This window comes from Streptomyces sp. NPDC016459, assembly GCF_040632845.1.
Classification (GTDB): Bacteria; Actinomycetota; Actinomycetes; order Streptomycetales; family Streptomycetaceae; genus Streptomyces.
In genome coordinates this window covers 36,977-59,988 of record NZ_JBEYCR010000012.1, presented here as the reverse complement: position 1 = coordinate 59,988, position 23,012 = coordinate 36,977, and the positions used below count along the sequence as shown (strand labels likewise).

Annotated in this window: 23 protein-coding genes and 1 pseudogene; 9 read left to right on the top strand and 15 right to left on the bottom strand. The window is 71.0% G+C overall.

Annotation, left to right across the window (positions count from 1 at the left end):
* Positions 1-45: 45 nt before the first annotated feature.
* The gene (locus ABZ567_RS25225; RefSeq protein ID WP_017241016.1) at positions 46-501 is read right to left on the bottom strand and encodes an Lrp/AsnC family transcriptional regulator; all 456 of its coding nucleotides are present in this window, start codon (positions 499-501) and stop codon (positions 46-48) included.
* 114 nt (positions 502-615) lie between these two features.
* Between ABZ567_RS25225 and ABZ567_RS25220 the strand changes: the two genes are divergently transcribed.
* Positions 616-753 (top strand): hypothetical protein, encoded by a 138-nt coding sequence (locus ABZ567_RS25220; RefSeq protein WP_360793695.1) that lies wholly within the window; start codon positions 616-618, stop codon positions 751-753.
* On the opposite strand, the gene ABZ567_RS25215 is transcribed toward ABZ567_RS25220, so the two are convergent.
* The 3 genes from ABZ567_RS25215 to ABZ567_RS25205 are packed head-to-tail and all read right to left on the bottom strand — an operon-like array spanning position 754 to position 3,837.
* On the bottom strand, positions 754-1,449 hold the full coding sequence (locus tag ABZ567_RS25215; RefSeq protein WP_360793693.1) for a UbiX family flavin prenyltransferase: 696 nt from the start codon (positions 1,447-1,449) through the stop codon (positions 754-756).
* Between the two features lie 31 nt (positions 1,450-1,480).
* Entirely contained in the window at positions 1,481-2,383 is a 903-nt protein-coding gene (mqnP, locus tag ABZ567_RS25210) for a menaquinone biosynthesis prenyltransferase MqnP (RefSeq protein ID WP_360793691.1), read from the bottom strand.
* Positions 2,380-3,837, bottom strand: a complete 1,458-nt coding sequence (locus ABZ567_RS25205) for a menaquinone biosynthesis decarboxylase (RefSeq protein WP_360793689.1) — start codon at positions 3,835-3,837, stop codon at positions 2,380-2,382. The genes mqnP and ABZ567_RS25205 overlap by 4 nt, the downstream gene beginning before the upstream one ends.
* Before the next feature lie 90 nt (positions 3,838-3,927).
* Here ABZ567_RS25205 and ABZ567_RS25200 point away from each other — a divergent pair, with 90 nt between their 5' ends.
* Complete coding sequence (locus tag ABZ567_RS25200) at positions 3,928-4,326, top strand: PLD nuclease N-terminal domain-containing protein (protein ID WP_360793687.1); 399 nt, start codon at positions 3,928-3,930, stop codon at positions 4,324-4,326.
* Positions 4,327-4,395: 69 nt separating this feature from the next.
* Positions 4,396-5,271: pseudogene (locus tag ABZ567_RS25195) on the top strand (LysR family transcriptional regulator); the annotation flags it as partial.
* On the opposite strand, the gene ABZ567_RS25190 reads toward ABZ567_RS25195, so the two are convergent.
* Complete coding sequence (locus ABZ567_RS25190) at positions 5,183-6,136, bottom strand: DMT family transporter (RefSeq protein ID WP_360793685.1); 954 nt, start codon at positions 6,134-6,136, stop codon at positions 5,183-5,185. The pseudogene ABZ567_RS25195 and the gene ABZ567_RS25190 overlap by 89 nt on opposite strands.
* Positions 6,137-6,294: 158 nt before the next feature.
* Here ABZ567_RS25190 and ABZ567_RS25185 point away from each other — a divergent pair, with 158 nt between their 5' ends.
* On the top strand, positions 6,295-6,933 hold the full coding sequence (locus ABZ567_RS25185) for an NAD(P)H-dependent oxidoreductase (RefSeq protein ID WP_360793683.1): 639 nt from the start codon (positions 6,295-6,297) through the stop codon (positions 6,931-6,933).
* 421 nt (positions 6,934-7,354) lie between these two features.
* On the opposite strand, the gene ABZ567_RS25180 is transcribed toward ABZ567_RS25185, so the two are convergent.
* Positions 7,355-7,639 (bottom strand): hypothetical protein, encoded by a 285-nt coding sequence (locus ABZ567_RS25180; protein WP_360793681.1) that lies wholly within the window; start codon positions 7,637-7,639, stop codon positions 7,355-7,357.
* A gap of 230 nt (positions 7,640-7,869) precedes the next feature.
* Between ABZ567_RS25180 and ABZ567_RS25175 the strand changes: the two genes are divergently transcribed.
* On the top strand, positions 7,870-8,109 hold the full coding sequence (locus ABZ567_RS25175; RefSeq protein WP_360793679.1) for a winged helix-turn-helix domain-containing protein: 240 nt from the start codon (positions 7,870-7,872) through the stop codon (positions 8,107-8,109).
* 24 nt (positions 8,110-8,133) lie between these two features.
* Here ABZ567_RS25175 and ABZ567_RS25170 read toward each other — a convergent pair whose 3' ends face one another.
* On the bottom strand, positions 8,134-8,520 hold the full coding sequence (locus tag ABZ567_RS25170; RefSeq protein WP_360793677.1) for a hypothetical protein: 387 nt from the start codon (positions 8,518-8,520) through the stop codon (positions 8,134-8,136).
* A 121-nt stretch (positions 8,521-8,641) separates the two neighbouring features.
* Here ABZ567_RS25170 and ABZ567_RS25165 point away from each other — a divergent pair, with 121 nt between their 5' ends.
* From ABZ567_RS25165 to ABZ567_RS25150, 4 genes are all read left to right on the top strand, one after another.
* Positions 8,642-9,094, top strand: a complete 453-nt coding sequence (locus tag ABZ567_RS25165) for a nucleoside deaminase (RefSeq protein WP_360793675.1) — start codon at positions 8,642-8,644, stop codon at positions 9,092-9,094.
* Between the two features lie 106 nt (positions 9,095-9,200).
* Positions 9,201-11,270: a hypothetical protein gene (locus ABZ567_RS25160; protein ID WP_360793673.1), complete on the top strand. Its 2,070-nt coding sequence runs from the start codon at positions 9,201-9,203 to the stop codon at positions 11,268-11,270.
* A gap of 93 nt (positions 11,271-11,363) precedes the next feature.
* Complete coding sequence (locus tag ABZ567_RS25155; RefSeq protein WP_360793671.1) at positions 11,364-12,908, top strand: hypothetical protein; 1,545 nt, start codon at positions 11,364-11,366, stop codon at positions 12,906-12,908.
* Positions 12,909-13,099: 191 nt separating this feature from the next.
* On the top strand, positions 13,100-14,575 hold the full coding sequence (locus ABZ567_RS25150; RefSeq protein WP_360793669.1) for an MFS transporter: 1,476 nt from the start codon (positions 13,100-13,102) through the stop codon (positions 14,573-14,575).
* Positions 14,576-14,608: 33 nt separating this feature from the next.
* Here ABZ567_RS25150 and ABZ567_RS25145 read toward each other — a convergent pair whose 3' ends face one another.
* From ABZ567_RS25145 to hemL, 8 genes are all read right to left on the bottom strand, one after another.
* Complete coding sequence (locus ABZ567_RS25145) at positions 14,609-15,142, bottom strand: SRPBCC domain-containing protein (protein WP_360793667.1); 534 nt, start codon at positions 15,140-15,142, stop codon at positions 14,609-14,611.
* A 37-nt stretch (positions 15,143-15,179) separates the two neighbouring features.
* Entirely contained in the window at positions 15,180-16,262 is a 1,083-nt protein-coding gene (gene ccsB, locus ABZ567_RS25140; RefSeq protein ID WP_360793665.1) for a c-type cytochrome biogenesis protein CcsB, read from the bottom strand.
* On the bottom strand, positions 16,259-17,965 hold the full coding sequence (locus tag ABZ567_RS25135; RefSeq protein WP_360793663.1) for a cytochrome c biogenesis protein ResB: 1,707 nt from the start codon (positions 17,963-17,965) through the stop codon (positions 16,259-16,261). Before ABZ567_RS25135 ends, ccsB begins: the two co-directional genes overlap by 4 nt.
* A gap of 5 nt (positions 17,966-17,970) precedes the next feature.
* Positions 17,971-18,708 carry a cytochrome c biogenesis protein CcdA gene (locus ABZ567_RS25130; protein WP_360793661.1) on the bottom strand — a complete coding sequence of 246 codons (738 nt, stop codon included), beginning with the start codon at positions 18,706-18,708 and terminating at the stop codon, positions 17,971-17,973.
* Position 18,709: 1 nt separating this feature from the next.
* Positions 18,710-19,315: a TlpA disulfide reductase family protein gene (locus ABZ567_RS25125; RefSeq protein ID WP_360793659.1), complete on the bottom strand. Its 606-nt coding sequence runs from the start codon at positions 19,313-19,315 to the stop codon at positions 18,710-18,712.
* 95 nt (positions 19,316-19,410) lie between these two features.
* Positions 19,411-20,688 carry a hypothetical protein gene (locus ABZ567_RS25120; RefSeq protein WP_360793847.1) on the bottom strand — a complete coding sequence of 426 codons (1,278 nt, stop codon included), beginning with the start codon at positions 20,686-20,688 and terminating at the stop codon, positions 19,411-19,413.
* 221 nt (positions 20,689-20,909) lie between these two features.
* The gene (locus tag ABZ567_RS25115; RefSeq protein ID WP_360793657.1) at positions 20,910-21,599 is read right to left on the bottom strand and encodes a histidine phosphatase family protein; all 690 of its coding nucleotides are present in this window, start codon (positions 21,597-21,599) and stop codon (positions 20,910-20,912) included.
* Positions 21,596-22,942, bottom strand: a complete 1,347-nt coding sequence (gene hemL, locus ABZ567_RS25110; protein WP_360793655.1) for a glutamate-1-semialdehyde 2,1-aminomutase — start codon at positions 22,940-22,942, stop codon at positions 21,596-21,598. Before hemL ends, ABZ567_RS25115 begins: the two co-directional genes overlap by 4 nt.
* Positions 22,943-23,012: the final 70 nt, after the last annotated feature.

The window sequence follows — 23,012 nt, the reverse complement described above, 5'->3', positions numbered from 1 at the left end:
TTTATCTTCGAAACAAGCCCTGCCAACCGTACTCCCCCGCCCCGGTCAGCCCTCCTCGGGCAGCTCCCCGACCCGGTTCTCCCACTTCGTCGAGAGCACGATCGTCGTGCGGGTGCGGGAGACGCCCTTGGTGCCGCTGAGGCGGCGGATCGTCTTCTCCAGGCCGTCGACGTCGTTGGCGCGCACCTTGAGCATGAAGGAGTCGTCGCCGGCGATGAACCAGCAGTCCTCGATCTCGGCGAGGTCCTTGAGGCGGCGGGCCACGTCCTCGTGGTCGGCGGCGTCGGAGAGGGAGATGCCGATGAGGGCGGTGACGCCGAGGCCGAGCGAGGCGGCGTCGACGGTGGCGCGGTAACCGGTGATGACTCCGGCCGCCTCAAGGCGGTTGATGCGGTCGGTGACGGAGGGGCCGGAGAGCCCGACGAGCCGGCCGAGCTCGGCGTACGAGGCACGACCGTTCTCGCGCAGAGCCTGGATGAGCTGCCTGTCCACGGCGTCCATAGGTACGAAGCCTTCCATTGTCCAGCGATACCGCAAGATTAGGTATAGAATCTAAGGTACACAGGGGTCGACACCCTGTGAATCTTTCAACAGATCTCAGACGATCTTTCAGGAGTGGTGCTCACCGTGTACACGATCGAGATGGCCTACGCCCGTATGCGCGAGCTGCAGGACCTGGCCAACCGCTCGCGTGCCCACCAGCCGACCGCCGCGTCGAAGCGTGCCGAGAAGAAGCACGCCGAGAAGCGCTGATCAGACCGGGCGGGTCGCTCCACCGAGCTCTCCCTCCCAACGGCGGTACAGCCGGTGCGGCACCCCTGCCGCGTCCAGCACCCGCCCGGCGACGAAGTCCACCAGATCCTGGATGTGCGTCGCCCCCGCGTAGAACGCCGGAGAGGCGGGCAGCACCACGGCGCCCGCCTCGTCCAGCGCCACCATGTGCCTGAGCGTCTGCCCGTTCAGCGGGGTCTCCCGCACGGCGACCACCAGCGGCCGCCGCTCCTTCAGCGTCACGCTCGCGACCCGCTGCAGCAGGTCCTTCGACAGCCCGAGGGCCACTCCCGCCACCGCCGCGGTCGAGGCCGGCACCACGAGCATCCCCTTCGCCGGGTACGAGCCGGAGGACGGCCCCGCGGCCAGGTCACCGGCCGCCCAGTACCGCACCCCGCCCGCGTCGACCGCGAAGGTGTCCGGCTTGCCGTCGGCGCCGCGCGCCAGCCACGTCTCCAGGTCCTCGCGCCAGTGCGCGTCCCGGAAGGCGATCCCCGTCTCGTCGAGCAGCGTGAGCCGCGAGGCCCGCGACACGACGAGGTCGACGCTCTCCCCCGCGGCGAGCAGCCCCCTCAGTACGGCGGCGGCGTACGGCGTACCCGACGCCCCGGAGACCCCCACGATCCAGGGGGTGCGCCTGCCGTCGTCGCCGCGGCCTTCGTCCATGCCGTCGTCCATGCCGTCGAGCCTATCCATCATCGAGCCGGGGCTACGGGGTGAGCCCGCGGACCAGCAGGTCGAGGAGGGCGCACAGGAAGAGGCTGATCCCGATGAAGCCGTTCGTCGTGAAGAACGCCCGGTTCAGCCGGGACAGGTCGTGCGGCTTCACGATCGAGTGCTCGTAGACGAACGCGGCCGCCACGACCACCAGACCGGTCCAGAAGAAGACACCGGCGCCGGTCGCGAGCGCGTACCAGACGAGCAGGCCCGTGGTGACGACCGCGGAGGCGCGGGCACCCCACAGCGCGGCCGGGATCCCGAAGCGCGCCGGGACGGACAGCACGCCGTGAGCGCGGTCCGCCTGCACGTCCTGACAGGCGAAGATCAGGTCGAAGCCGCCGATCCAGACGCCCACCGCGAGGCCCAGGATCACCGCGTCCCAGGACCACTCGCCGGTCACCGCGATCCAGGCGCCGATCGGCCCCATGGCCTGGGCGAGCCCCAGGATGGCGTGCGGGAAGTTCGTGAACCGCTTGCCGTACGGATAGACGACCATGGGGACGACGGCGAGCGGCGCGAGCGCCAGACAGAGCGGGTTGAGCAGGGCCGCGGCGCCGAGGAAGACGACGACGGCGATCCCGGCCCCGGTCCACGCCGAGCGGACGGACACCGCACCGGTCACCAGCTCGCGGTTCGCAGTCCGCGGATTACGCGCGTCGATCTCGCGGTCGATGATCCGGTTGCAGGCCATGGCGAAGGTCCGCAGCCCCACCATGCAGACGGTGACGAGCAGCAGCGTCCACCAGTGGATGTTCCGGTCGAGCTGGAACATCGCGGTGAGCGAGGCGGTGTACGCGAAGGGCAGCGCGAAGACCGAGTGCTCGATCATCACGAGCCGCAGGAAGGCCTTCGTGCGTCCCGGCTGGGCGCCGGGCACGGCCGCGGTCGTCACAGTCCGTACTCCTTCCAGCGGCGGTCCACGAGGGCGGCCGTCGCCGGGTCCGACTCGACCATGTCCGGCCAGCCGCCGTCCCGGGTGTAGCCCTCCTCGGGAAGCTTCTTCGTGGCGTCGATGCCCGCCTTGCCGCCCCAGAACTGCTGGTAGGAGGCGTGGTCGAGGTGGTCGACCGGGCCCTCGACGACGGTGAGGTCACGCGAGTAGTCGGTGTTGCCGAGGGCCCGCCAGGACACCTCGTGGAGGTCGTGGACGTCGCAGTCCTTGTCGACCACGATGATCAGCTTGGTCAGCGACATCATGTGCGCGCCCCAGATGGCGTGCATGACCTTCTGCGCGTGCTTCGGGTACTTCTTGTCGATCGAGACGATCGCGCAGTTGTGGAAGCCGCCCGACTCCGGCAGGTGGTAGTCGACGATGTCCGGCACGATGATCTTGAGGAGCGGCAGGAAGAAACGCTCCGTCGCACGGCCGAGCGGACCGTCCTCGGTCGGCGGCCGGCCGACGACGATCGACTGGAGCAGCGGACGCTTCCGCATCGTCACGCAGTCGATCCTCAGCGCCGGGAAGGGCTCCTGCGGGGTGTAGAAGCCGGTGTGGTCGCCGAAGGGCCCCTCCGGCAGCATCTCCCCCGGCTCCAGCCAGCCCTCGACGACGACCTCGGCGTTCGCCGGGACCTGGAGCGGGACGGTCTTGCAGTCGACCATCTCGACCCGCTTGCCCTGCACGAAGCCGGCGAAGAGGTACTCGTCGATGTCACCCGGCAGCGGGGCCGTCGAGGCGTACGTCACGGCCGGCGGGCAGCCGAAGGCGATCGCGACCGGCAGCCGCTCGCCCCGCTCCGCCGCGACCGCGTAGTGGTTGCGGCTGTCCTTGTGGATCTGCCAGTGCATGCCGATGGTGCGCTTGTCGTGCCGCTGGAGGCGGTAGAGACCCAGGTTCCGCACGCCGGTCTCCGGGTGCTTGGTGTGGGTGAGCCCCAGGTTGAAGAAGGACCCGCCGTCCTTCGGCCAGGTGAAGAGCGCGGGCAGCGCGTCCAGATCGACGTCGTCCCCGGTGAGGACGACCTCCTGCACGGGCGCGTCGTCCGACTTCACCTTCTTCGGCGGCACGTGGACCATCGAGCCCAGCTTGCCGAAGGCCTCCCGGACGCCGACGAAGCCCTGCGGGAGCTCGGGCTTGAGCAGCCCGCCGATCTTCTCGCTGATCTCGCCGTACGACTTCAGGCCGAGGGCCTTGAGCAGCCGGCGGTCCGTCCCGAAGACGTTCATCGCGAGCGGCATCGAGGAGCCCTTGACGTTCTCGAAGAGAAGCGCAGGGCCTCCCGCCTTGTTCACCCGGTCGACGATCTCCCCGACCTCCAGGTACGGGTCGACTTCGGCCTTGATGCGCTTGAGGTCGCCATCACGCTCAAGCGCCCTGAGCAGCGAGCGGAGATCGTCGTAAGCCATACGGGCAAGTATCGGTCACCGGCTACCCTGGACCTGTCACCGGGGCCGCCGTAGCGCGCCCCCGCCACCGCTTCCAGGGGGCTGTCCCACATGCTCAGGGCGCTGCTGTTCATCCTGCCGCTGGCGCTGATGATCTACGCCTTCATCGACTGCCTCAACACCCCGGAGGAAGAGGTCAAGCACCTTCCGAAGCCGGTCTGGGCCATCGTGATCCTGCTGTTCTCCGTGGTCGGCGCGGTCGGCTGGATCGCCGCCGGCAAGGAGCGGCGGCCGAGGACCAGGGGCGGCGCGGGCGCCGGCGGCTGGGTGGCCCCCGACGACAACCCCGAGTTCCTGAAGTCGCTGAAGGACGAGAAGAAGAGCGACCAGGACCCGGGGGACGGGTCCGGCCCGGACGACCGCGAGGACCGCGACGCCCTGGAGGCGGAGCGCCGCCGCCGCGAGGAGGAGCTGAAGAAGCGCGACCGCGGCGAGGACACGGAGGCCTGATGGGCTCGCGGTACGGCGAGAGGACCGGGAGCTGATGGGCTCGCGGCGGGGCGTGGGGCGGGAGCACTGATGGAGCTGCGGCTCCTGGTCACCTTCGAGAAGGTCGCGACGGTCCTCTCCTTCACCCGGGCCGCCGCCGACCTCGGCTACGCGCAGTCCAGCGTCACCGGCCAGATCCGGTCCCTGGAGTCCTCGCTCGGCGTGGAGCTCTTCGAGCGGCTCGGCAGCCGCATCCGGCTCACCGGCGCCGGGGAGCGGCTCCTGCCGTACGCGCGCCGGATGGCGGAGCTGGCGGAGGAGGCCCGTACGGCCGTGGCGAGCGCGGGGGCCCCTTCGGGGACGATCGCCGTCGGCACGATGGAGTCCCTCACCTCGTACCGGCTGCCGCCGCTCCTGGAGTACTTCCACCACCGCTACCCGGCGGTGCGGCTCACCCTGCGGCCCACGCTCGGGGACGAGACCCGGCAGGCGCTGCGGCAGGGCACGTACGACGTCGGCTTCCTCATGGAGCCCGGCACCGAGCACGAGGGCCTGGAGTCGGAGGTCCTCGCGCCCGAACCGCTGGCCCTGGTGGCCGCCCCCGGCCATCCGCTGGTGGGGCGCGCGGGGCTGACGAGCGCGGAGGTGGCCGGGGCCCGGCTGGTGGGCACGGAGCCCGGCTGCCCGTACCGCGACCTGTTCGAGGCGGAGCTGCGGGAGTGGGCGCCGCCGTTCATGGAGTTCGGCACGATCGAGGCGACGAAGCGCGGGGTGGCGGCGGGCCTCGGGGTGGCGCTGCTGCCCCGGGTGGCGGTCGCGGAGGAACTGGCGTCCGGGGCGCTGGCGGAGCTTGCCTGGGAGGCCCCGTTCACGCTCTTCACCCAGCTCGCGTGGCGGCGGGGGAAGCAGCTTCCGGCGCATGTCCGGCTGTTCGTGGAGCAGGCGCGACGCCTCGTGCGGGAGCAGAGCCCGGGCGGGAGCCCGAGCCCGACAGGGTGACCTTGAGGCTGGCGAGCACGATGAGGGGCACGCCGAGGGCCTGGACGAGCCCGATGTGGTGGCCGTACACCGCCCAGTCGACGCCCATGGCGACGGCCGGGTAGGTGAAGGCGAGGACGGCGATCTTCGCCGTGGGCAGCTTGGCGTAGGCGGCGTACATGAGCACGTACATCAGCCCCGTGTGGATGAGCCCGAGACCCACGAGCCACAGCCAGCCGCCCCCGAGCCCACCGACGGCACCGAAGTCGGTGAAGGGCAGCAGCAGCGGAAGCCCGACGACCACCTGTACGAGGGCGATCAGATGGGGTCGTATGCCGGTGATCCGCTTGGTGACGAAGGTCGCGAGGGCGTAGAGGACGGCGGCGGCGAGCGCGAACCCGAGCCCCTTGAGGGACGCGGTCTCCCCGGGCCGCACCCCGGAGACGAGCACGAGCCCGACGAAGGCGACCGCGAGCCACCCCAGCTTCCTTGCGGATATCCGCTCCCGCAGGAACACCGCCCCGAGCAGCACCAGGAAGAAGGGCTGGGTGTGGTAGACGACGGTGGCCAGCGAGATCGAGGTGGCTTCGTACGCCTCGAAGAGGAACACCCAGTTGAAGACGATGAACACCCCGCCGAGCGCGGCCAGCCCCAGCTTCCCGGCGGTGAACCCGTGCCCGGCGAAGAACCCCCGGACGAGGCTGTACGCGCCGAGGGCGGCGGCCCCGAAGAGGCACCGGAAGAACACCACCTCGAACGGCGACGCCCCGGACTCGACGACGAAGACGCCGAGGGTGCCGGAGAGCACCATGGCGAGGGTGAGTTCGACGGTTCCCCTGGTCTCGTTTCTCATGGGACCGACGCTACGGACGGCCCGGGAGGCGGTCCACGGGCCAGTGGGGCGTCCTTCCGATGGGGGCGATCGGCGGGGCCGATGGGGGCCGGAATACGTTCGGGGAAACGGGAGTTGGCCCCGAAGCAGGAGGCGCCCTCGACACCGGAGCAGACGACATGACCCTCGACACCGCAGGCGGCTCGTCCCACCCGGACCGCCCGTCCCGCTCGTTCCTCTTCGTCCTCGGCAGCTCGCGCTCCGACGGCAACACCGAGATCCTCGCCCGCACGGCCGCCGCGCAGCTGCCCGCCGGAATCCCGCAGCGCTGGGTGGACCTGAACCGGCTGCCGCTCCCCGACTTCCAGGACGGCCGGCACGAGACCGAGGGCTGGCCGGCCGCCGAGAACGAGGAACTGCTGCGGCAGGCGACGCTGGAGGCCACCGACATCGTCATCGCCTCGCCGCTGTACTGGTACACCCTCTCGGCCCAGACCAAGCGCTACCTCGACTACTGGTCGGGCTGGCTGAACGTCCCCGGCTCGGACTTCAAGCAGCGGATGGCGGGCCGGACGCTGTGGGGAGTGACGGTCATGGCCGACGACGACCACGCGGTCGCGGACGGCCTGGCGACGACCCTGAACCACTCGGCGGCCTACCTGCGGATGCACTTCGGCGGCCTCCTCACGGGCACGGGCTCCCGTCCGGGCCGAGTCCGCGCGGACGAGGCCGCCATGCGCCGAGCGAAGACCTTCTTCGAGAGCGAGACGCCGCTCGCGCGGTTCCCTCATGAGGAGGGGGTGGGCGTCGGCGTGTGACCGGGAGAGTGGCGACGACTCGATCCGGGGGTCGCGCCGGCCCGTGCGGCGCCCTCGGACTCTGCTCGTCCGGGGCATCAGAGCCGGGTAGGGGGCGCCGGATGACAGAGGCACCCGCACACGAGATAACGGACTCCTTGTACGCCGCTGTCGCGGGGAACGTGGTCCCGGCAGCGATTGTGGCGGCCCATGACGCAGCACGGTGACATGTACTCCGGCTCGACGGGCCCAGCCGTCAAGGCGTCGGCCAGCAGGGACACGGTCACCGCGTCCGCGATCTCCGGCGTCACCCACCAACCGTCCCCCGCGCGGTCGCGGTGCGGCCCGCCGTGCCCCATGGCGAGCACGCAGACGGAGCCACCCCACAACGGTCGCACCACCTCCGCGACGGCGAACACGGAGCGCCGCGCCCCGCAGCGGCTCATCGGGCGGTCCCGGCATGGATGTTGCGCTGGTCGACATCCACCCCGACCGTGGCCAGCCACAGCGCCCGCCGACGCCTCCGCTGCACCGCCCGCGCCGACATGGCCGTCAGGTAGGGACGCGCGAGAGGCGCCCGGGAGCCGTCGAGGAGCAGGGCCTGCTCCCGGGCGTAGGGGGAGCGCCGGGCGGGGGCGCGGTGGCGTTGCGCCGGGGGCGGGGATGCCGGGCGGGGGTGGGTGACCGGGCGGGGTCGGTGCCGGCCGGTGGGTGGCAGGGTCAGCATCAGCAGCCCGATCAGTACGGGGATCAGCGCCCTGCCCAGAACGCGCGCGATAGGGTTCCGCGCGTCATCAACTCCTTGCTAGTTGGTGGCCATGCCCCGGGACCGGTTCCAGCGGTCGCCGGGGTCCTCCGCTTCGTGCCCCACACCGTAGTGCGTGATGCACTGTGATGCATCACGGTGCATCTAGACCCATCCGAACGTGTACTTGTGTGACTATCTAGCGTGAGTACATGAGCCTTGACCCACAGTCGGCCCGCCCGCTGTACATGCAGCTGGCCGAAGTGATCGCAGCGAAGATCGAAACCGGCGAGTACGCCCCCGACCGGATGATCCCCACACCGGCCCGCCTCGCCGAGGAGTACGGCATCGCCGTACTGACTGCCCGCCGGGCCATGCGTGAACTCCGCGAACGAGGGCTGATCATCACCGTGCCCGGCAAGGGTTCCTACGTCACCCCCGCCGGAGGGTGAGGCCCGCCCTGCCTCTGAGGCAGGTCATCTGATGGGCGCAGCCGCGCACGCATCGCGGGATGAGAAGCCCACCGCCTCGTGCGCGGCACGGATGATGCCCCCGGCCGCCCGGACATACCGCCGGCTCTCCTCCGGGTCCTCCGCGATCTGGGCCAGGTATTCGGCGCGGCGCAGTTCTCGGGCGGTGTCGGGGAAGCGTTCGATCTCGATGACGGCCGCCCACTGGACCAGGAACATGCGCAGAGGGGTGATGCCGCTCTGCTCGATGGCCTCCGTCACAGCGGCGCGTTGGCTGGCGTCCATCTCGGGGAGCCGCTCGGGAGCGACGACCGCGAGGGCCGCTCGTAGAGCGGAGGGCGTCTGCTCGGGGCGCGGGATGAGTTCTCCGGTGTGCTCAGGCTGTGTCGTCACCATGTCTTCCAAGGGGTGCCCCGGCCAGCGTATCCAGCCGTGGCACGGCCCGCGCCGACCGTCGCCGCACACATGGCCGTGCTGGGGTGAGGTCCACGCCCCACCGGGGAAGAGTCCCCGCATGGACAAGGAACAAGCCCGCCGCTGGCTCGCGACCGCCGTCGCCGAGGCCCGGGCGGGGCGGGACGAGGGCGGGGTCCCCATCGGGGCCGCGCTCTACGGATCCGACGGGACTCTGCTCGGGCGGGGGCGCAACCGGCGGGTGCAGGACGGGGACCCGTCCGCGCACGGGGAGACGGCCGCCTTCCGGGCGGCCGGGCGGCAGCGCTCGTACCGGGGGACGACCATGGTCACCACCCTCTCGCCCTGCTGGTACTGCTCCGGGCTCGTCCGGCAGTTCGGGATCTCGCGGGTGGTCGTCGGGGAAGCGGAGACCTTCCACGGCGGGCACGACTGGCTGGCCGAGCACGGCGTGGAGGTCGTGGTGCTCGACGATCCCGAGTGCGTCGCGCTCATGCGGGAGTTCATCGCCGAGCAGCCGGCTCTGTGGAACGAGGACATCGGTGAGGAGTGAGGCGGGTCTCCCGAACAGCACACGTGGACAACAGAGTCGAAAAGCCGACCGCTTTCCCAACACAGCGTCGATAGTCTTGAGTTGACTGTGACGGGGGTGACGGGGCGTGGACAGGGAGCTGTACGGCCGCGAGGCGGTCCTGCACGAGGCCGGGTTGGTCGCGCGTCTCAGCGGCCTCACCCGGCACGGCGCCGCCCGGGTGCCGTTCGAGCACGGTGACGATCCGCCGGTCACCGTGTTCACCGGCGGGCGCGGTACGGGGAAGACCGCCCTGCTCAAGGAGGTCCGCAACCGCTACAAGGGGTACACCCCGCTCGCCCTGCTCGACTGCGCCCACATCGAGCCGCCCGCCGACCACGGCCCCGGCTGGACCCCGGTCACCGGCGCGCTCGCCGAGCTCGCCGTGCAACTGTCGCCGAAGGTGCTCGGCGCCCGGCCCGTGCGGTTCCCCCGGCTCTCGCTCGGTCTGGTGGCCGTCGCCTCGCTCGGCTGGTCCCAGGAGGACGACGAGCGCGCCCGGCGCGACCTGCTGCGGCTCGGGCCGCTGCTCGCCACCGTCGACGCGACCAGGGGCGCCGCCGCCAACTGGGTCGGCAAGGTCCTCGCCAAGCTCGCCGCGCGGTTCGCCGAGGCCACCGTCCCGCTCGCCGGGCTGGTCGCCGAGGCGACCGTGGAGACCGTCCTGGAGGAGGTGTTCGGGCGCATCCAGCGCGCTTCGGAGAGCTGGTACGGCAGCTACCGCAACGCCGGCGGGCGCGGCAAGGCCGGGCTCCAGCAACTGGCCATCGACTTCGAGCAGGGCGGCCGGCGCCGCCGCGAGGCCGAGGACTTCCTCGTCAGCGCCCTGACCGAGGACCTGCTCCACGCCTACACCGGGCTGCGGCGCGGCAGCCGCATCGGCCGCCCGCTCGTCCTCCTCGACAACGCCCACGAGCCGCTCGGCCGACAGCTCGTCGAACCGATTCTGCGCGCCCGTGCCGAGGGCCGCCGCGACCGGATCGTCGTCCTCGCCGCCTCCCGGATCCGCGAGCACGAGGGGCTGCGGCACGCCACCAGGACCCGGCTGCCGGAGACCGCGCACCGGGCGCCCTGCCCGCGCGGGACGAGCGTCGGCTCCGGCATCCTCGCCGTCGAGCTGACACCGCTCTCCCCCGCGCAGACCCGTTCCGCCTTCGACCGGCACGACCCGGCCGGCCGGACGCCCGCCGAACTCGCCCGCGCCGTCCACCGGCTGACCGGCGGCCGCCCCCTCGGCGTGGCACTCCTCGGCCGGGCCGCCGGCGAGGCCCCGCAGCACCTGCGGGCCGGGCTCACCCCGGGCGGGCTGCTCGACCTGACCGTGGAACTGCGCGAGGACTCCCCGCCGGTGCCCGTCGCCCCGACCCTGCTCGCCGAGCTGCTTCCGGTGCGGCGGCCCGGCCCGTACGCGGTGCTGGCCGCCGCCCACGACGAGGAGTCCGCCCGGATGCTCGCCCACGCCCGGCTCCAGGGCGAGTCCCTGGACGGGGACGTGGCACTGCGCGTCCGCGACCACCTGCGTTCCGAGGACTGGCCGGAAGGTCCGGGGCACTTCGTCGCCGACCCGCTGCTCCGCGCACTGCTCCTGCACCGGCTCCGCTTCGAGGACGGCGACCATCCCCGGTACGCCGCCTGGCACGCCGTCCACGAGACCCTGCGCCGGCACTACGGGCCCGAGCGCGGACCGTACCGGCTCCATCACGACCTCGCGCTCGGCCGCACCGAGGAGGCCGTCGCCCATCTGCGGGAGACCTTCCCCGAGCAGGACGTCGTCGGCTGGCTGGGACGGCTGCGGTTCATCGGCTCCGCCCCCTGCCCCCGGGAGCGGAACCGGACGGGTCCCGACCCGCGCCGGGCGGTCGCCCTCGGCCAGGGGCCGCCGGGCGACCTGCCACCGGGCCTCGACGCCGACACCGTCGAACTCCACCTGTCCGTGAGCCGGTTGCTGCACGCGGTCTGGCTGCTCACCGATCCGCTCGCACTGCCCGACGACGAGGTGGCCGACCGCCTCGCGCACGAGCTGCGCCGGCTCTCCGGCCGCCATCTGACGGGCAGCGGTTCGCTCTGGGACGCGGCCACCCACTGGCCCCGCGACATCCGCGCCTGGCGGGAGCTGTCACTGCCGCCGGGCCACGAGGCGCCCCCCGACCCGACCTGACCCGCACGGCCCGGACGACAGGGACCCACGCCACCCGACCCGATTCCACCCGACCCGACCCCCAAGTAGCCCCCTGAGGACGGAGTCCGACGCATGCCCGACCGACCGCTCGACCGGCTGCGGCGCCGCGTCCGCACGCCCCGTCAGAAGCTCGTCGCCGCCGTCGTCACCGCCGCCGTCGTCATCGGCCTGGGCGGTTACGGGATCAGCCGGCTCACCACCCCGGAGGACCGCTCCTGCGCGCCCGGCGTCGACCGCCCGGCCGGCAGCGCCGAATGCGTCGGCGTCAGCGGCGACGGCCACGACTTCCGTATCGGCGAACTCCGCGACATCGCCGCCGCCATCAGCGCCGAGAACGCCACCCTCAAGGCCGACGAGTACGTGACCGTCGCCGTCCTCCTGCCGCTGACCTCCGTCGACAGCGGCATGCGCGTCAAGGTGCTGCACGAACTCCAGGGCGCCTACGCCTACCAGTACCGCGCCAACCACGAGTCCAACAGCGAGACCCCGAAGATCCGGCTCGTCCTCGCCAACACCGGCCAGGGCAACGCCCACTGGCGTCCCACCGTCGACCGGCTCATCACCATGACGGGCGCGCCCCACCGGCTGCGGGCCGTCTCCGGCCTCGCCACCTCCTCCACCGAGATACGCCAGGCGCTGACCGCGCTCACCGGCGCCGGGATCGCCGTCGTCGGCACCACGATCACCGCCGACGACATCGCCAACGGCCCCGGCGCGGGCAACCGCTACCCCGGCCTCGCCCGCGTCTCCCCCACCAACGGCGACGAGGCCAAGGCCCTCGCCCACTTCGGCAAGGTCGACGCCACCAAGGCCTTCCTGGTCCAGGACACCCGCACCGGCGACCACTACACAGACACCCTCAAGGCCGCGTTCGCCGCCAACCTCAAGGGGGCCCCGCACGAGCCCGCGCTCTTCACCTCACCCCCCGACCCGACCGAGGAGGGCACCACCGCGAACACCTTCCGTCAGATCACCCATCTGATCTGCGACACCCGCGCCGAGACGGTCTTCTTCGCGGGCCGCCACACCCAACTGCGCCAGTTCATCAACGCCCTCGGCGCGCGGGGCTGCGTCGACCGCGCCTTCACGGTCCTGACCGGCGACGAGGGCTCGTACCTGGGGGCGGACGAGAAGCTCGACCGGAACGCCCTGAAGGCGAAGCTCACCGTGCGGTACGCGGCGCTCGCCCACCCGGACGCCTGGAAGCCGGCGCCGGGGCGGCAGATCCCGTCGACGGGCGGTTCGGTGGTGGCGTACTCGACGTTCCTCACGGACATCGCCCGCGCCTCGAAGAAGCCGGTGGCGCTCACGGACGGGCAGGCGATCATCGCGTACGACGCGATGGCGACGGCGGTCCACGCGATCCGCCAGGCCACCCCGCAGGGCGCCCCCTTCCCGGAGCTCGCGGACGTGGTGACCCAGTGGCCGCAGGTCAAGGGCTCGCTGCGGGTGCAGGGCGCGAGCGGCTGGATCTGCCTGGACAACTACGGAAACCCGTACAACAAGGCCGTCCCCATCGTGGAGCTGGCCCAGGACGGCACCCAGCGCTTCGTCCAGATCGCCTGGCCGGAGGGCCGCCCGCCGACCCTCTCCTGCCTCCCGCCGAAGCGGAACTGAGCCCCCGCGCCCGGAAGCTGACCCTCGGAGGCCCCCAGCCCGCGCCCCGCGTCCGAACGGCCCAGCCGACCCGGGCAGTTGTTGTCGCCGCCCGCGGCTCCCCGGAAGCTGGGACAGCGGCCCGTGCGGCATACCCCCACGCCCCGGGGGTACGAGGGCAGCCGCATGACGGGACGAAGGGAGCGCGATTCATGGGAGTCGACTCGGCACCGGCGCCTGTGCCGGCGGACACGGGCGGCGGCACGGTCACGACGGCGGTCCCTGCCCGCCTCGACCGCCTGCCGTGGTCCAGGTGGCACTGGATGATCGTGATCGGCCTCGGCACCGTCTGGATCCTCGACGGACTCGAGGTCACCATCGTCGGCAACGTCGCCGGCCGCATCGCGGAGGAGGGCAGCGGCCTCGCCATCACCTCCGCGCAGGTCACCGGCATCGCCGCCGCCCTGTACGTGGCGGGAGCCTGCCTCGGAGCACTGTTCTTCGGCTGGCTCACCGACCGCTTCGGGCGCAGGAAACTCTTCATGATCACCCTGGCCGTCTACCTGGGCGCGACGGCGATGACGGCCCTGTCCTTCGAGTCCTGGTGGTTCTTCCTCTTCCGCTTCCTCACCGGCTTCGGCATCGGCGGCGAGTACGCGGCCATCAACTCGGCGATCGACGAGCTGATCCCGTCCCTCTACCGGGGCCGGGTCGACCTCATCATCAACGGCAGCTACTGGCTGGGCGCCATCGGCGGCGCCCTGCTGTCCATCGTCATGCTGGACACCGACATCTTCCCGAAGGACCTCGGCTGGCGGCTCAGCTTCGCCCTCGGCGTCGTCCTCGGCCTCGTCATCCTGCTCGTCCGCCGGCACGTTCCGGAGAGTCCACGCTGGCAGTTCATCCACGGCCGGGGAGAGGCCGCCGAGGAACTGGTGTCGTCGGTCGAGCGCGAGATCGAGCAGGAGAAGGGCCAGAAGCTGCCGCCGCCGGCCGGTGAGATCACGATCCACCAGCGCAAGAGCATCGGCTTCGGGATGATCGCCAGGACGGTCTTCGCCCGCTATCCGCGCCGCGCGGTCCTCAGCCTGTCGCTGTTCATCGGGCAGGCGTTCCTCTACAACGCCATCACCTTCGGCTTCGGCGCCATCCTCACCACGTTCTTCGACGTGCCGACCGGGAACACCGGCTACTACTTCGCCGTCATCGCGGCGGGCAACTTCGTCGGCCCGCTGCTGCTCGGCAAGCTCTTCGACACCGTCGGACGCCGGATCATGATCTCCTCCACGTACGTGCTGTCGGGCCTGCTCCTGTTCGTGACGGCGTGGCTCTTCGACCGGGGCTCGCTGACGGCGACGACCCTGACGGCGTGCTGGTGCGTGGTGCTCTTCTTCGCTTCGACCGGCGCCTCCAGCGCGTACCTGACGGTCTCCGAGATCTTCCCCATGGAGACCAGGGCGATGGCCATCGCCTTCTTCTACGCGCTCGGCACCGCGGCCGGCGGCATCAGCGGCCCGCTCGTCTTCGCCGAGCTCACCGAGTCGGGCATCGTCGGCGACACGGTCCTGGCGTTCCAGATCGGCGCCGGCCTGATGGTCGCCGCCGGGCTCGTGGCCGCGTTCCTGGCGGTGGACGCGGAGCGGCGCTCGCTGGAGGACATCGCGGAACCGCTGTCGGTGGCGAAGTAGGACGCCCCCGGGGGCTTGGACGCCGTACGCGCCTCAGGGCTCCCACTTCGGCCAGGTGGCGGCCTCCCGCTCGTACAGCTCCCGCAGGTGCCCCCATCGCTCGGACGTCCGCTCCCGCCAGTCGGCGGGGTGGCCGTCCAGGGCGCGGGCGAGCCATTCGAAGTGGTCGTGCCAGGCCGCGAGGCGGTCGAGCCGGTGTTCCGGCGGCCCCCGGAATTCGTTGGTGAAGCGCAGCACGGTCGACCCGTCGCCGCCGGGTCCGGGTTCCAGGCGGAACCGGATCCGGCCGTGCGTCGGGTCGACGGTGTACTCGGCGACCCGCTCGGGGTCCCAGGCGGTCACCCGCCCCGCGTCCTCGGTGTCGCCGCTGGTCAGCCGGTGGAGGGTGATCCGGCCGCCGAGCCGTGGTTCCAGCGGGTCCACCGCGCACAGCCAGTCGGCCAGGCCATCGGGGGACGCGACGGCCGCCCACACCGCCGGCACGGGGTGGGGCAGCTCGACGACGAACCGCAGCAGGTGCGTGTCCCCGTCGTGGGTCTCGCTCCGGCCCCGGGGTATCTCGCTCATGCCTCCAGCGTCACCCCGGGGCGGACCCGCTGCCAGCTCAGACGCCGGCGTACGAGTGCTTGCTGCTCACGAAGATGTTGACGCCGTAGTAGTTGAAGAGGAAGCAGGCGAAGGCGATGAGCGCGATGTACGCGGCCTTCCGCCCCTTCCAGCCGGCCGTCGCGCGCGCGTGGAGGTACGCGGCGTAACCGACCCACGTGATGAAGGACCAGACCTCCTTGGCGTCCCAGCCCCAGTAGCGGCCCCAGGCGTCGCCGGCCCAGATCGCGCCCGCGATGATCGTGAAGGTCCAGAGCGGGAAGACGGCCGCGTTGATCCGGTACGAGAACTTGTCGAGCGAGGCCGCGGAGGGCAGCCGCTCCATGACCGAGCGGGCGAAGGCGCCCGGGTTGCCGCCGGTCGCGAGCTTGTTCTCGTACGAGTCGCGGAAGAGGTACAGCAGGGTGGCGACCGCACCGAGGTAGAAGACCGCGCCGCAGAAGATCGCGGTGGAGACGTGGATCCACAGCCAGTACGAGTCGAGGGCGGGGACGAGCTGGTCGCTGGGCGTCTTCAGCCAGGTGGTGGCCATGCCCAGGTCGAGCAGGACCGTGGTCACCAGGGGAAGACCGATCCAGCGGACGTTCTTCCCGGCGACGAGGAAGGCGAGGTACGCGCCGACCGCCACCGTCGAGAAGGTGGTGGAGAACTCGTACATGTTGCCCCAGGGGGCCCGCTGCACGGCGAGCGCCCGGGTGACCACGCCCGAGGCCTCGACCAGGAAGGCGAGGGCGGTGAGCGAGACGGCGATACGGCCGTACAGGTCGCCCTTCACCGTGCCGCCGGCGGCGCCGGGGCCGTCCGGCACGTCACGGCTGCCGGCCGCCGCACGGGTGACGACCTTCGGCTTGTCCAGGACGGCGGTGCCCCCGGCCTGCTTGACCTGCACCGTCACGGCGGCGGTGGCCGCGGTGGCACGCGAGGTGAGGGCGGCGGAGGTGCGGCCGACCTTGCTGCGGCTGCCGAACACCCACTCGGCGATGTGGGCGAAGAAGGCCAGGGTGTAGACGGCCATCGAGGAGTAGATGAGCAGGTCGCTCATCCGCGCCAGGCTCTCGTCGGTCGTGGCGGCGAGGATCACTTGTCGGCCTCTCCAGAAGGGGCAGGGTCTGCTGCGGTTTCTTCCGCGGGTTCCGGTGCGGCGGCGGGCGGGGCCTGTCCGGTGAGGGTGAGGGCGAGGTCGCCCAGCTCCTCCGGCAGCTTGGCGGACTCGCTCCGGCCGAGCCCGGCCATCTCGACGACGGTCACGCCGTCCTCGCCCCGGGCGGCCCGGACCCAGACCCGGCGCCGCTGGATGAAGAGCGAACCGGTCAGACCGGCGATGGCGGCGATCGCGCCCGCGAGGGCGAGGCCGTTGCCGGGCTGCTGCGAGATCTGGAAGCTCGCCCACTCCTTGACGTCCTTCTCGAAGGTGATCGAGCCGGCGCCGCCGGGCAGCGTCATGGTCTCGCCGGGCAGCATCCGCTGGGCGAACTTGTTGCCGGACGCGTCCGTGAACTGGGTCATCTTGGACTTGTCGAGCTGGTACACGTTCTGCGGCAGCCCGGAGTCGACGCGCAGGTCGCCGTGGAAGCCGGTGAGCGCCATGACGGGGAAGTCGAGGGCGGGGAACTGGGAGAACATCGTCCCCTTGCCCGCGCCGGCGAAGGTCGGCACGAAGAAGGCCTGGAAACCCAGCTGCTCCTTCTTGCCGTTCTTGTCGCGGTAGCCGTCCATGACCTTGATGGCGCCGGTGGACGTGATGTTGTTGTCGATGGGGAGCAGCGGCACGGCGCCGTGGAAGACGGTCTTGCCGCGGCCGTCCTTGACGGTGACGACGGGCGCGTAGCCGTGGGCGATCAGATAGACCTTGGAGTCGCCGACCTCCAGGGGTTCGTTGACCCGGATGACCGCCTTCTTGTCCGCGTCGCCCTGCGAGTAGGTGACGGCCGCCTCGAAGGTGCGCGGGGTGCCGCGCTGGGGGCCGTCCTTCTCGTACGTGCCGTTGAAGGAGTCGAGGACGAAGCTGAACGGCTCCAGTTCGTCGGTGCCGAACTGGGAGCCGGACTTGAAGTCGTCGTACTGGGTGAGCGTGTTGGAGAAGCCGTCGCCCTCGACGATCAGCTTGCCGCCCTCGGACTTGAAGAGCTGGCCCCAGGCGAAGGCGACGAGCATCACGATCAGGGCGATGTGGAAGGCCAGGTTCCCGGCCTCGCGGAGGTAGCCCTTCTCGGCGGCGACGGCGTCCCCGGCGGTGTGGGCGCGGAAGCGGCGCTCCTCGAGGAGGCCGAGGGCGGCCTCGCGGACCTGCTCGGGCTCGGCGTCCGTGCGCCAGGTCGTGTACGCGGGGAGCCGGTCGAGGCGCCGGGGGGCGCCCGGCGGACGGCTGCGGAGCTGGCCGACGAACTGCCAGGTGCGCGGCACGATGCAGCCGATGAGGGAGACGAACAGCAGGATGTAGATCGCGGAGAACCACACCGAGCTGTAGACGTCGAAGAGCTGGAGCCTGTCGTAGACCGGGCTGAGGGTGGTGTGGGCGTCCTTGAAGGCCTGCACCTTGAGCTCGTCCGCGCTGGTCTGCGGGATGAGGGAGCCGGGGACGGCGCCGAGGGAGAGCAGGAAGAGCAGGATCAGGGCGACCCGCATGGAGGTCAGCTGCCGCCAGAACCAGCGGATCCAGCCGACGACCCCGAGCGTGGGGCCGCCGAGGACGCTCTCGCTCCGGTCCTCGACGGGGGCGGTCGAGAGCTGGGCCCCGGCTTCACCGAGGTTGTCCTGCTCCGACGTCGTGTCGGTCTTGCTCATGGAACTCAGATCCCCACCGTGAAGCCGTTGGACCAGCCCTGCATCGTGGACACCATGGTGTCCCACACTCCTGTGAGCATGAGCAGTCCGGTCAGGATCATCATGCCGCCGCCGATGCGCATGACCCACACATAGTGCTTCTTGACCCATCCGAAGGCGCCGAGCGCCTTGCGGAAGGCCACCGCGGCGATGATGAAGGGCAGTCCGAGCCCGACGCAGTACGCGAAGGTGAGCAGCGCTCCCCGGCCGGCGCTGGCCTGCTCGGTGGCGAGCGCGTTGACGGCGGCGAGGGTGGGTCCGATGCACGGCGCCCAGCCGATGCCGAAGAGGGCGCCGAGCAGCGGCGCGCCGACCAGGCCGGCGACGGGCTTGCGGTGGATGCGGAACTCGCGCTGGGTGACTCCGGGCACGAGCCCCATGAAGAACAGGCCCATGAGGATCATCAGCACGCCGAGGATCTTGCCGAGGACGTCCCGGTGTTCCTGGAGCGTCCAGCCGAAGTAGCCGAAGAGCGCGCCTCCGGAGACGAACACGGCGGAGAAGCCGAGGACGAAGAGGGAGGCGCCGGCGGCCATGCGGCCGCGTCGGGCCTCGGCCAGGTCGGTGCCGGTGACGCCCGTCACGTAGCTCAGGTAACCGGGGACGAGCGGCAGGACGCAGGGGGAGAAGAAGGAGACCAGGCCGCCGAGTACGGCGATGGGCAGGGCGAGCAGCAGGGCTCCGCTGAAGACCGTCTCGTTCACGTCACTTCTCCGCGAGCAGCGGCTCGATCATCGACCGGAGCTTCTTCTCGTCGAGTGCCATGAGGGCACGGGCGGCGATCCTGCCCTCCTTGTCGAGGACGACGGTGGAGGGGATGGCCTGCGGGTTGAGCGTGCCCTTGGGGAAGCCGAAGAGGATCAGCTTGCCGTTGGGGTCGTAGAGGCTCGGGTACGGGACTCCGTAGTCCTCTTCGAAGGTGAGCGCCTGCTGCTTGTTGAAGTCGCGGGTGTTGAGGCCGACGAACTCGACGCCCCGGTCCTTGAGGTCGGCGGCGACCTTCACGAAGTGGGGGGCCTCGGCGCGGCAGGGGCCGCACCAGGAGCCCCAGACGTTGAGGACGACGACCTTGCCCTTGAGGTCGGCGATGTCGAGCTGTTCGCCTTCGAGGGTCTTGCCCGCGATCTTCTCGGTGGCCGTGCGCTTGCCCTTGGCGACGGTGCTGATTCCGCCCGTGTCGGTCACGAAGTTGGTGTTGCCGCCGCCGCCGGACTTGCCGTTGCTGTCGCCGCCGCAGGCCGAGAGCGCGAGGGCGGCGGTCAGCACTCCGACGGCGAGCAGGGTGCGGCGAGGGGCACGGTCAAGGCTCATGTGAAAAGTTTCGCATGGGCGTTTGGGGGATCTTGGGCACCCCCCTACGTGCCCGTAAAGCCCCTTGTCAAGATCTCCTAAGCGGACGAGTGGGACTAGGCGGCCGGTGTGGACGAGGAGGTCGCGGCCGGCTTGAGGAAGGAGTTCCAGCCGCCGGGGGGCTTCTGTCCCACTTCCAGCGAGCGCAGCTTGGCGAGGATCTTCGGGTCCTGGACGTCGAGCCAGTCCACGAACTGCTTGAAGGAGACGAGCCGGACGTCCTTCTTTCCGGCCATCCCCTTGAGCGCGGCCTCGACGGCGTCCATGTAGATGCCGCCGTTCCACTGCTCGAAGTGGTTGCCGATGTAGAAGGGCGCGCGGTTCGACTCGTACGCGCGCGTGAAGCCGCCGAGCAGCGCCTCGGTGGCCTGCTTGCGCCAGCCCGGGTAGCGCGAGGGCATGCCCTTGGTCGTGTTCTTCGACTGGTTGGCGAGCATGTTGTAGTCCATGGACAGGACCTCGAAGGAGTGCCCGGGGAAGGGCACGGCCTGGAGCGGGAGGTCCCAGATGCCCTGGCGCTTGGTGGGCCAGGTCTGGCGGCCTCCGGGGGAGCTGGCGTCGTAGCGCCAGCCGAGCCGCTTGGCGGTGGGGAGCAGGTTGTCCTGGCCGAGGAGGCAGGGGGTGCGGCCGCCGACGAGCTCCTTGGAGTAGTCGAAGGGCAGCGGGTCGAGGTCGGTCCAGCCGCTGTTCGTCTTCCACTCGGTGACGAACTTCATCGCCTGGTCGATCTCGCTCTGCCACTGGGCCGGGGTCCAGTTGCCGACGGAGCCGGAGCCGCCGCAGAAGTGCCCGTTGAAGTGGGTGCCGATCTCGTGGCCTTCGAGCCAGGCCTGCCGGACGTACTTCAGCGTGTCCTTGATGTGGTCGTCGGTGAGGTAGCCGATGTCCGAGGCGCCGACGCGGTTGTTCGGCGGGCGGTAGAGGTTCTTCTTCGACTCGGGGAGGACGTAGATCCCGGAGAGGAAGAAGGTCATCGCCGCGTCGTGGTTCTTGGCGAGTTCGAGGAAGCGCGGGAAGAGTCCGTTGCCGACCTCGCCGGCTCCGTCCCAGGAGAAGATCACGAACTGCGGCGGGGTCTGGCCGGGTTCGAGCGGGACGGGGGTGTCGGGCTGGTGCGGCTGCTTTCCCGTGTCGGCGGTGGAACCGTCGCCGATGAGTCGGACGGTGTCCTTGGTCGGGGTGGCCGTGCCCGGGTCCGCCGAGACGTCACCTCCCTTACCGGGTCCGGAACGTCCGGACTTGTCCGCATTGTTACCGCTGCACGCGGCAACACCCATCGCGGCCGCGGCACCGACTCCCGCCCCGAGCAGCCCCCTTCGACTGATTCCACTGATCCCGCGCATGACATCCCCATTCGCGCCGACGTATCACCTGAACGTCATCCAAACCGACAATGAGTGAGATGCCAGGAGGAACCCCTAGGTTCCGGTGGATAGTATAAAAATTTCAGGGCGGTCGATTGGCATGAACACCATCGACCGCCCTGAACTGTGGACCGGGCCCCACCGCGCTGTCCAGTGAGGCCCCGACCCCTCCACGGGATCCACCCGAAGAGCTACGCCCCGAAAGCCTTCGACTTCCCCTTGACCGGCTTCGCACCGGCCCGCAGGTGCACCGGGACGAGGTCGAGCGCCGGCTCGCTGTAGCCGACCGAGACGATCCGGTCCCCCTGGTACGTGAACGAGGTCAGCGAGGCCAGGGTGCACTGCCGCCGCCGCGGGTCGTGCCACAGCCGCCGCTTCTCGACGAAGCTGCGCACGATCCAGATCGGCAGCTGATGGCTGACGCAGACCGCCTCGTGCCCCCGAGCCGCGTCCTTCGCCGCGTCGAGCGCGCCCATCATGCGGACGACCTGCTCGACGTACGGCTCGCCCCACGACGGCTGGAACGGGTTCGTCAGGTGCTTCCAGTTCCCCGGCTTGCGCAGCGCCCCGTCGCCCACACCGAAGGTCTTGCCCTCGAAGACGTTCGCGGCCTCGATGAGACGCGGATCGCTCGCGAGGTCGAGACCGTGCCCCTTGGCGACCGGCATCGCCGTCTCCTGCGCCCGCTCCAGCGGGGAGGCGACGACATACGCGATGTCCCGGTCGGCCAGGTGCTCGGCGACCCGGTCCGCCATCCGACGGCCGAGCTCGGACAGGTGGTAGCCGGAGCGGCGCCCGTACAGCACCCCGTCCGGGTTGTGGACCTCGCCGTGCCGCACCAGATGGACGACGGTGATGTCGTCGCTGCTCACGGCGCTCACGCGGTGGCCTCCGCGGCGGCACGGGCGGCGGCGGGCAGCGCGGCGGCGATCCGCTCGACCGCCCGCTCGTCGTGCGCGGCCGACACGAACCAGGACTCGAATGCGGACGGCGGCAGGTAGACGCCGTCGGCCAGCATCGAGTGGAAGAAGGCGTTGAAGCGGAAGGCCTCCTGCCGCTTCGCCTCGTCGTAGTTCCGCACCTCGTCGGCCGTGAAGAAGACCGAGAACATGTTGGAGGCGGTCTGCAGCCGGTGGGCCACGCCCTCCTTGGCGAGCGCGCCCGTGACCAGGCCCTGGATCTCCTTCGAGACCGCGTTCACCTTCTCGTACGCCGCGTCGTCGAGCAGCCGCAGCTGCGCGAGCCCGGCGGCGGTCGCGACCGGGTTACCGGAGAGGGTGCCCGCCTGGTAGACCGGCCCGGCCGGGGCCAGGTGCCCCATGACATCGGCACGGCCACCGAACGCGGCGGCCGGGAAGCCGCCGCCCATGACCTTGCCGAAGGTCAGCAGGTCGGCCTTCACCCCGTCGACGCCGTACCAGCCGGCCTTCGACGTACGGAAACCGGTCATCACCTCGTCGGAGATGTACAGCGCGCCGTTCTCCCGGCACACGTCCGCCAGGCCCTGGTTGAAGCCCTCCACCGGCGGGACCACGCCCATGTTGCCGGGCGAGGCCTCCGTGATGACACAGGCGATCTCGCCCGGGTGCGCGGCGAACGCGGCCCGCACCGCCGCCAGGTCGTTGTACGGCAGCACGATCGTGTCCCCGGCCTGCGCGCCGGTCACCCCGGGCGTGTCGGGCAGCCCGAGGGTGGCGACACCGGAACCCGCCGCGGCGAGCAGCGCGTCCACGTGGCCGTGGTAGCAGCCCGCGAACTTGACGACCTTGGCGCGCCCGGTGAACCCGCGGGCCAGCCGGATCGCGGACATCGTGGCCTCGGTACCGGAGGAGACGAGCCGGACCTGCTCGACCGGCTCGATCCGCGCGACGATCTCCTCGGCGAGCGCGACCTCGCCCTCGCCGGGCGTACCGAAGGAGGTGCCGCGGGCCACGGCGGCCTGCACGGCGGCGGTCACCTCGGGGTGCGCGTGGCCGAGGATCATGGGGCCCCACGAGCACACCAGATCGACGTACTCACGCCCGTCCGCGTCGGTGAGGTAGGGACCGGAACCGGACACCATGAACCGGGGCGTTCCGCCCACGGCCCGGAAGGCACGCACCGGTGAGTTCACGCCGCCGGGCGTCACGAGGGAAGCGCGGTCGAAAAGCGTCTGTGAGACTGGGGCTTCGTATGAATACGGCACTGTGATCCTGACCTGCGAGAACGACTTCGGGCACGACATCGGGAACGGAGGGACGACGTGAACATCCTGGGTACTACGCCGGGGCGTACGCCCTCCGCGTCTGCGAAAC

What these genes read in the sequence shown, in the direction of transcription:
- ABZ567_RS25125 (WP_360793659.1), bottom strand. Translation starts at nt 19,315, where the DNA reads ATGAGCCTTGACCGTGCCCCTCGCCGCACCCTGCTCGCCGTCGGAGTG.
- ABZ567_RS25215 (WP_360793693.1), bottom strand. Translation starts at nt 1,449, where the DNA reads ATGGACGACGGCATGGACGAAGGCCGCGGCGACGACGGCAGGCGCACC.
- ABZ567_RS25205 (WP_360793689.1), bottom strand. Translation starts at nt 3,837, where the DNA reads ATGGCTTACGACGATCTCCGCTCGCTGCTCAGGGCGCTTGAGCGTGAT.
- ABZ567_RS25180 (WP_360793681.1), bottom strand. Translation starts at nt 7,639, where the DNA reads ATGCTGACCCTGCCACCCACCGGCCGGCACCGACCCCGCCCGGTCACC.
- ABZ567_RS25225 (WP_017241016.1), bottom strand. Translation starts at nt 501, where the DNA reads ATGGACGCCGTGGACAGGCAGCTCATCCAGGCTCTGCGCGAGAACGGT.
- ABZ567_RS25175 (WP_360793679.1), top strand. Translation starts at nt 7,870, where the DNA reads ATGAGCCTTGACCCACAGTCGGCCCGCCCGCTGTACATGCAGCTGGCC.
- ABZ567_RS25155 (WP_360793671.1), top strand. Translation starts at nt 11,364, where the DNA reads ATGCCCGACCGACCGCTCGACCGGCTGCGGCGCCGCGTCCGCACGCCC.
- ABZ567_RS25185 (WP_360793683.1), top strand. Translation starts at nt 6,295, where the DNA reads ATGACCCTCGACACCGCAGGCGGCTCGTCCCACCCGGACCGCCCGTCC.
- ABZ567_RS25200 (WP_360793687.1), top strand. Translation starts at nt 3,928, where the DNA reads ATGCTCAGGGCGCTGCTGTTCATCCTGCCGCTGGCGCTGATGATCTAC.
- hemL (WP_360793655.1), bottom strand. Translation starts at nt 22,942, where the DNA reads ATGTCGTGCCCGAAGTCGTTCTCGCAGGTCAGGATCACAGTGCCGTAT.
- ABZ567_RS25165 (WP_360793675.1), top strand. Translation starts at nt 8,642, where the DNA reads ATGGACAAGGAACAAGCCCGCCGCTGGCTCGCGACCGCCGTCGCCGAG.
- ABZ567_RS25190 (WP_360793685.1), bottom strand. Translation starts at nt 6,136, where the DNA reads ATGAGAAACGAGACCAGGGGAACCGTCGAACTCACCCTCGCCATGGTG.
- ABZ567_RS25145 (WP_360793667.1), bottom strand. Translation starts at nt 15,142, where the DNA reads ATGAGCGAGATACCCCGGGGCCGGAGCGAGACCCACGACGGGGACACG.
- ABZ567_RS25135 (WP_360793663.1), bottom strand. Translation starts at nt 17,965, where the DNA reads ATGAGCAAGACCGACACGACGTCGGAGCAGGACAACCTCGGTGAAGCC.
- ABZ567_RS25150 (WP_360793669.1), top strand. Translation starts at nt 13,100, where the DNA reads ATGGGAGTCGACTCGGCACCGGCGCCTGTGCCGGCGGACACGGGCGGC.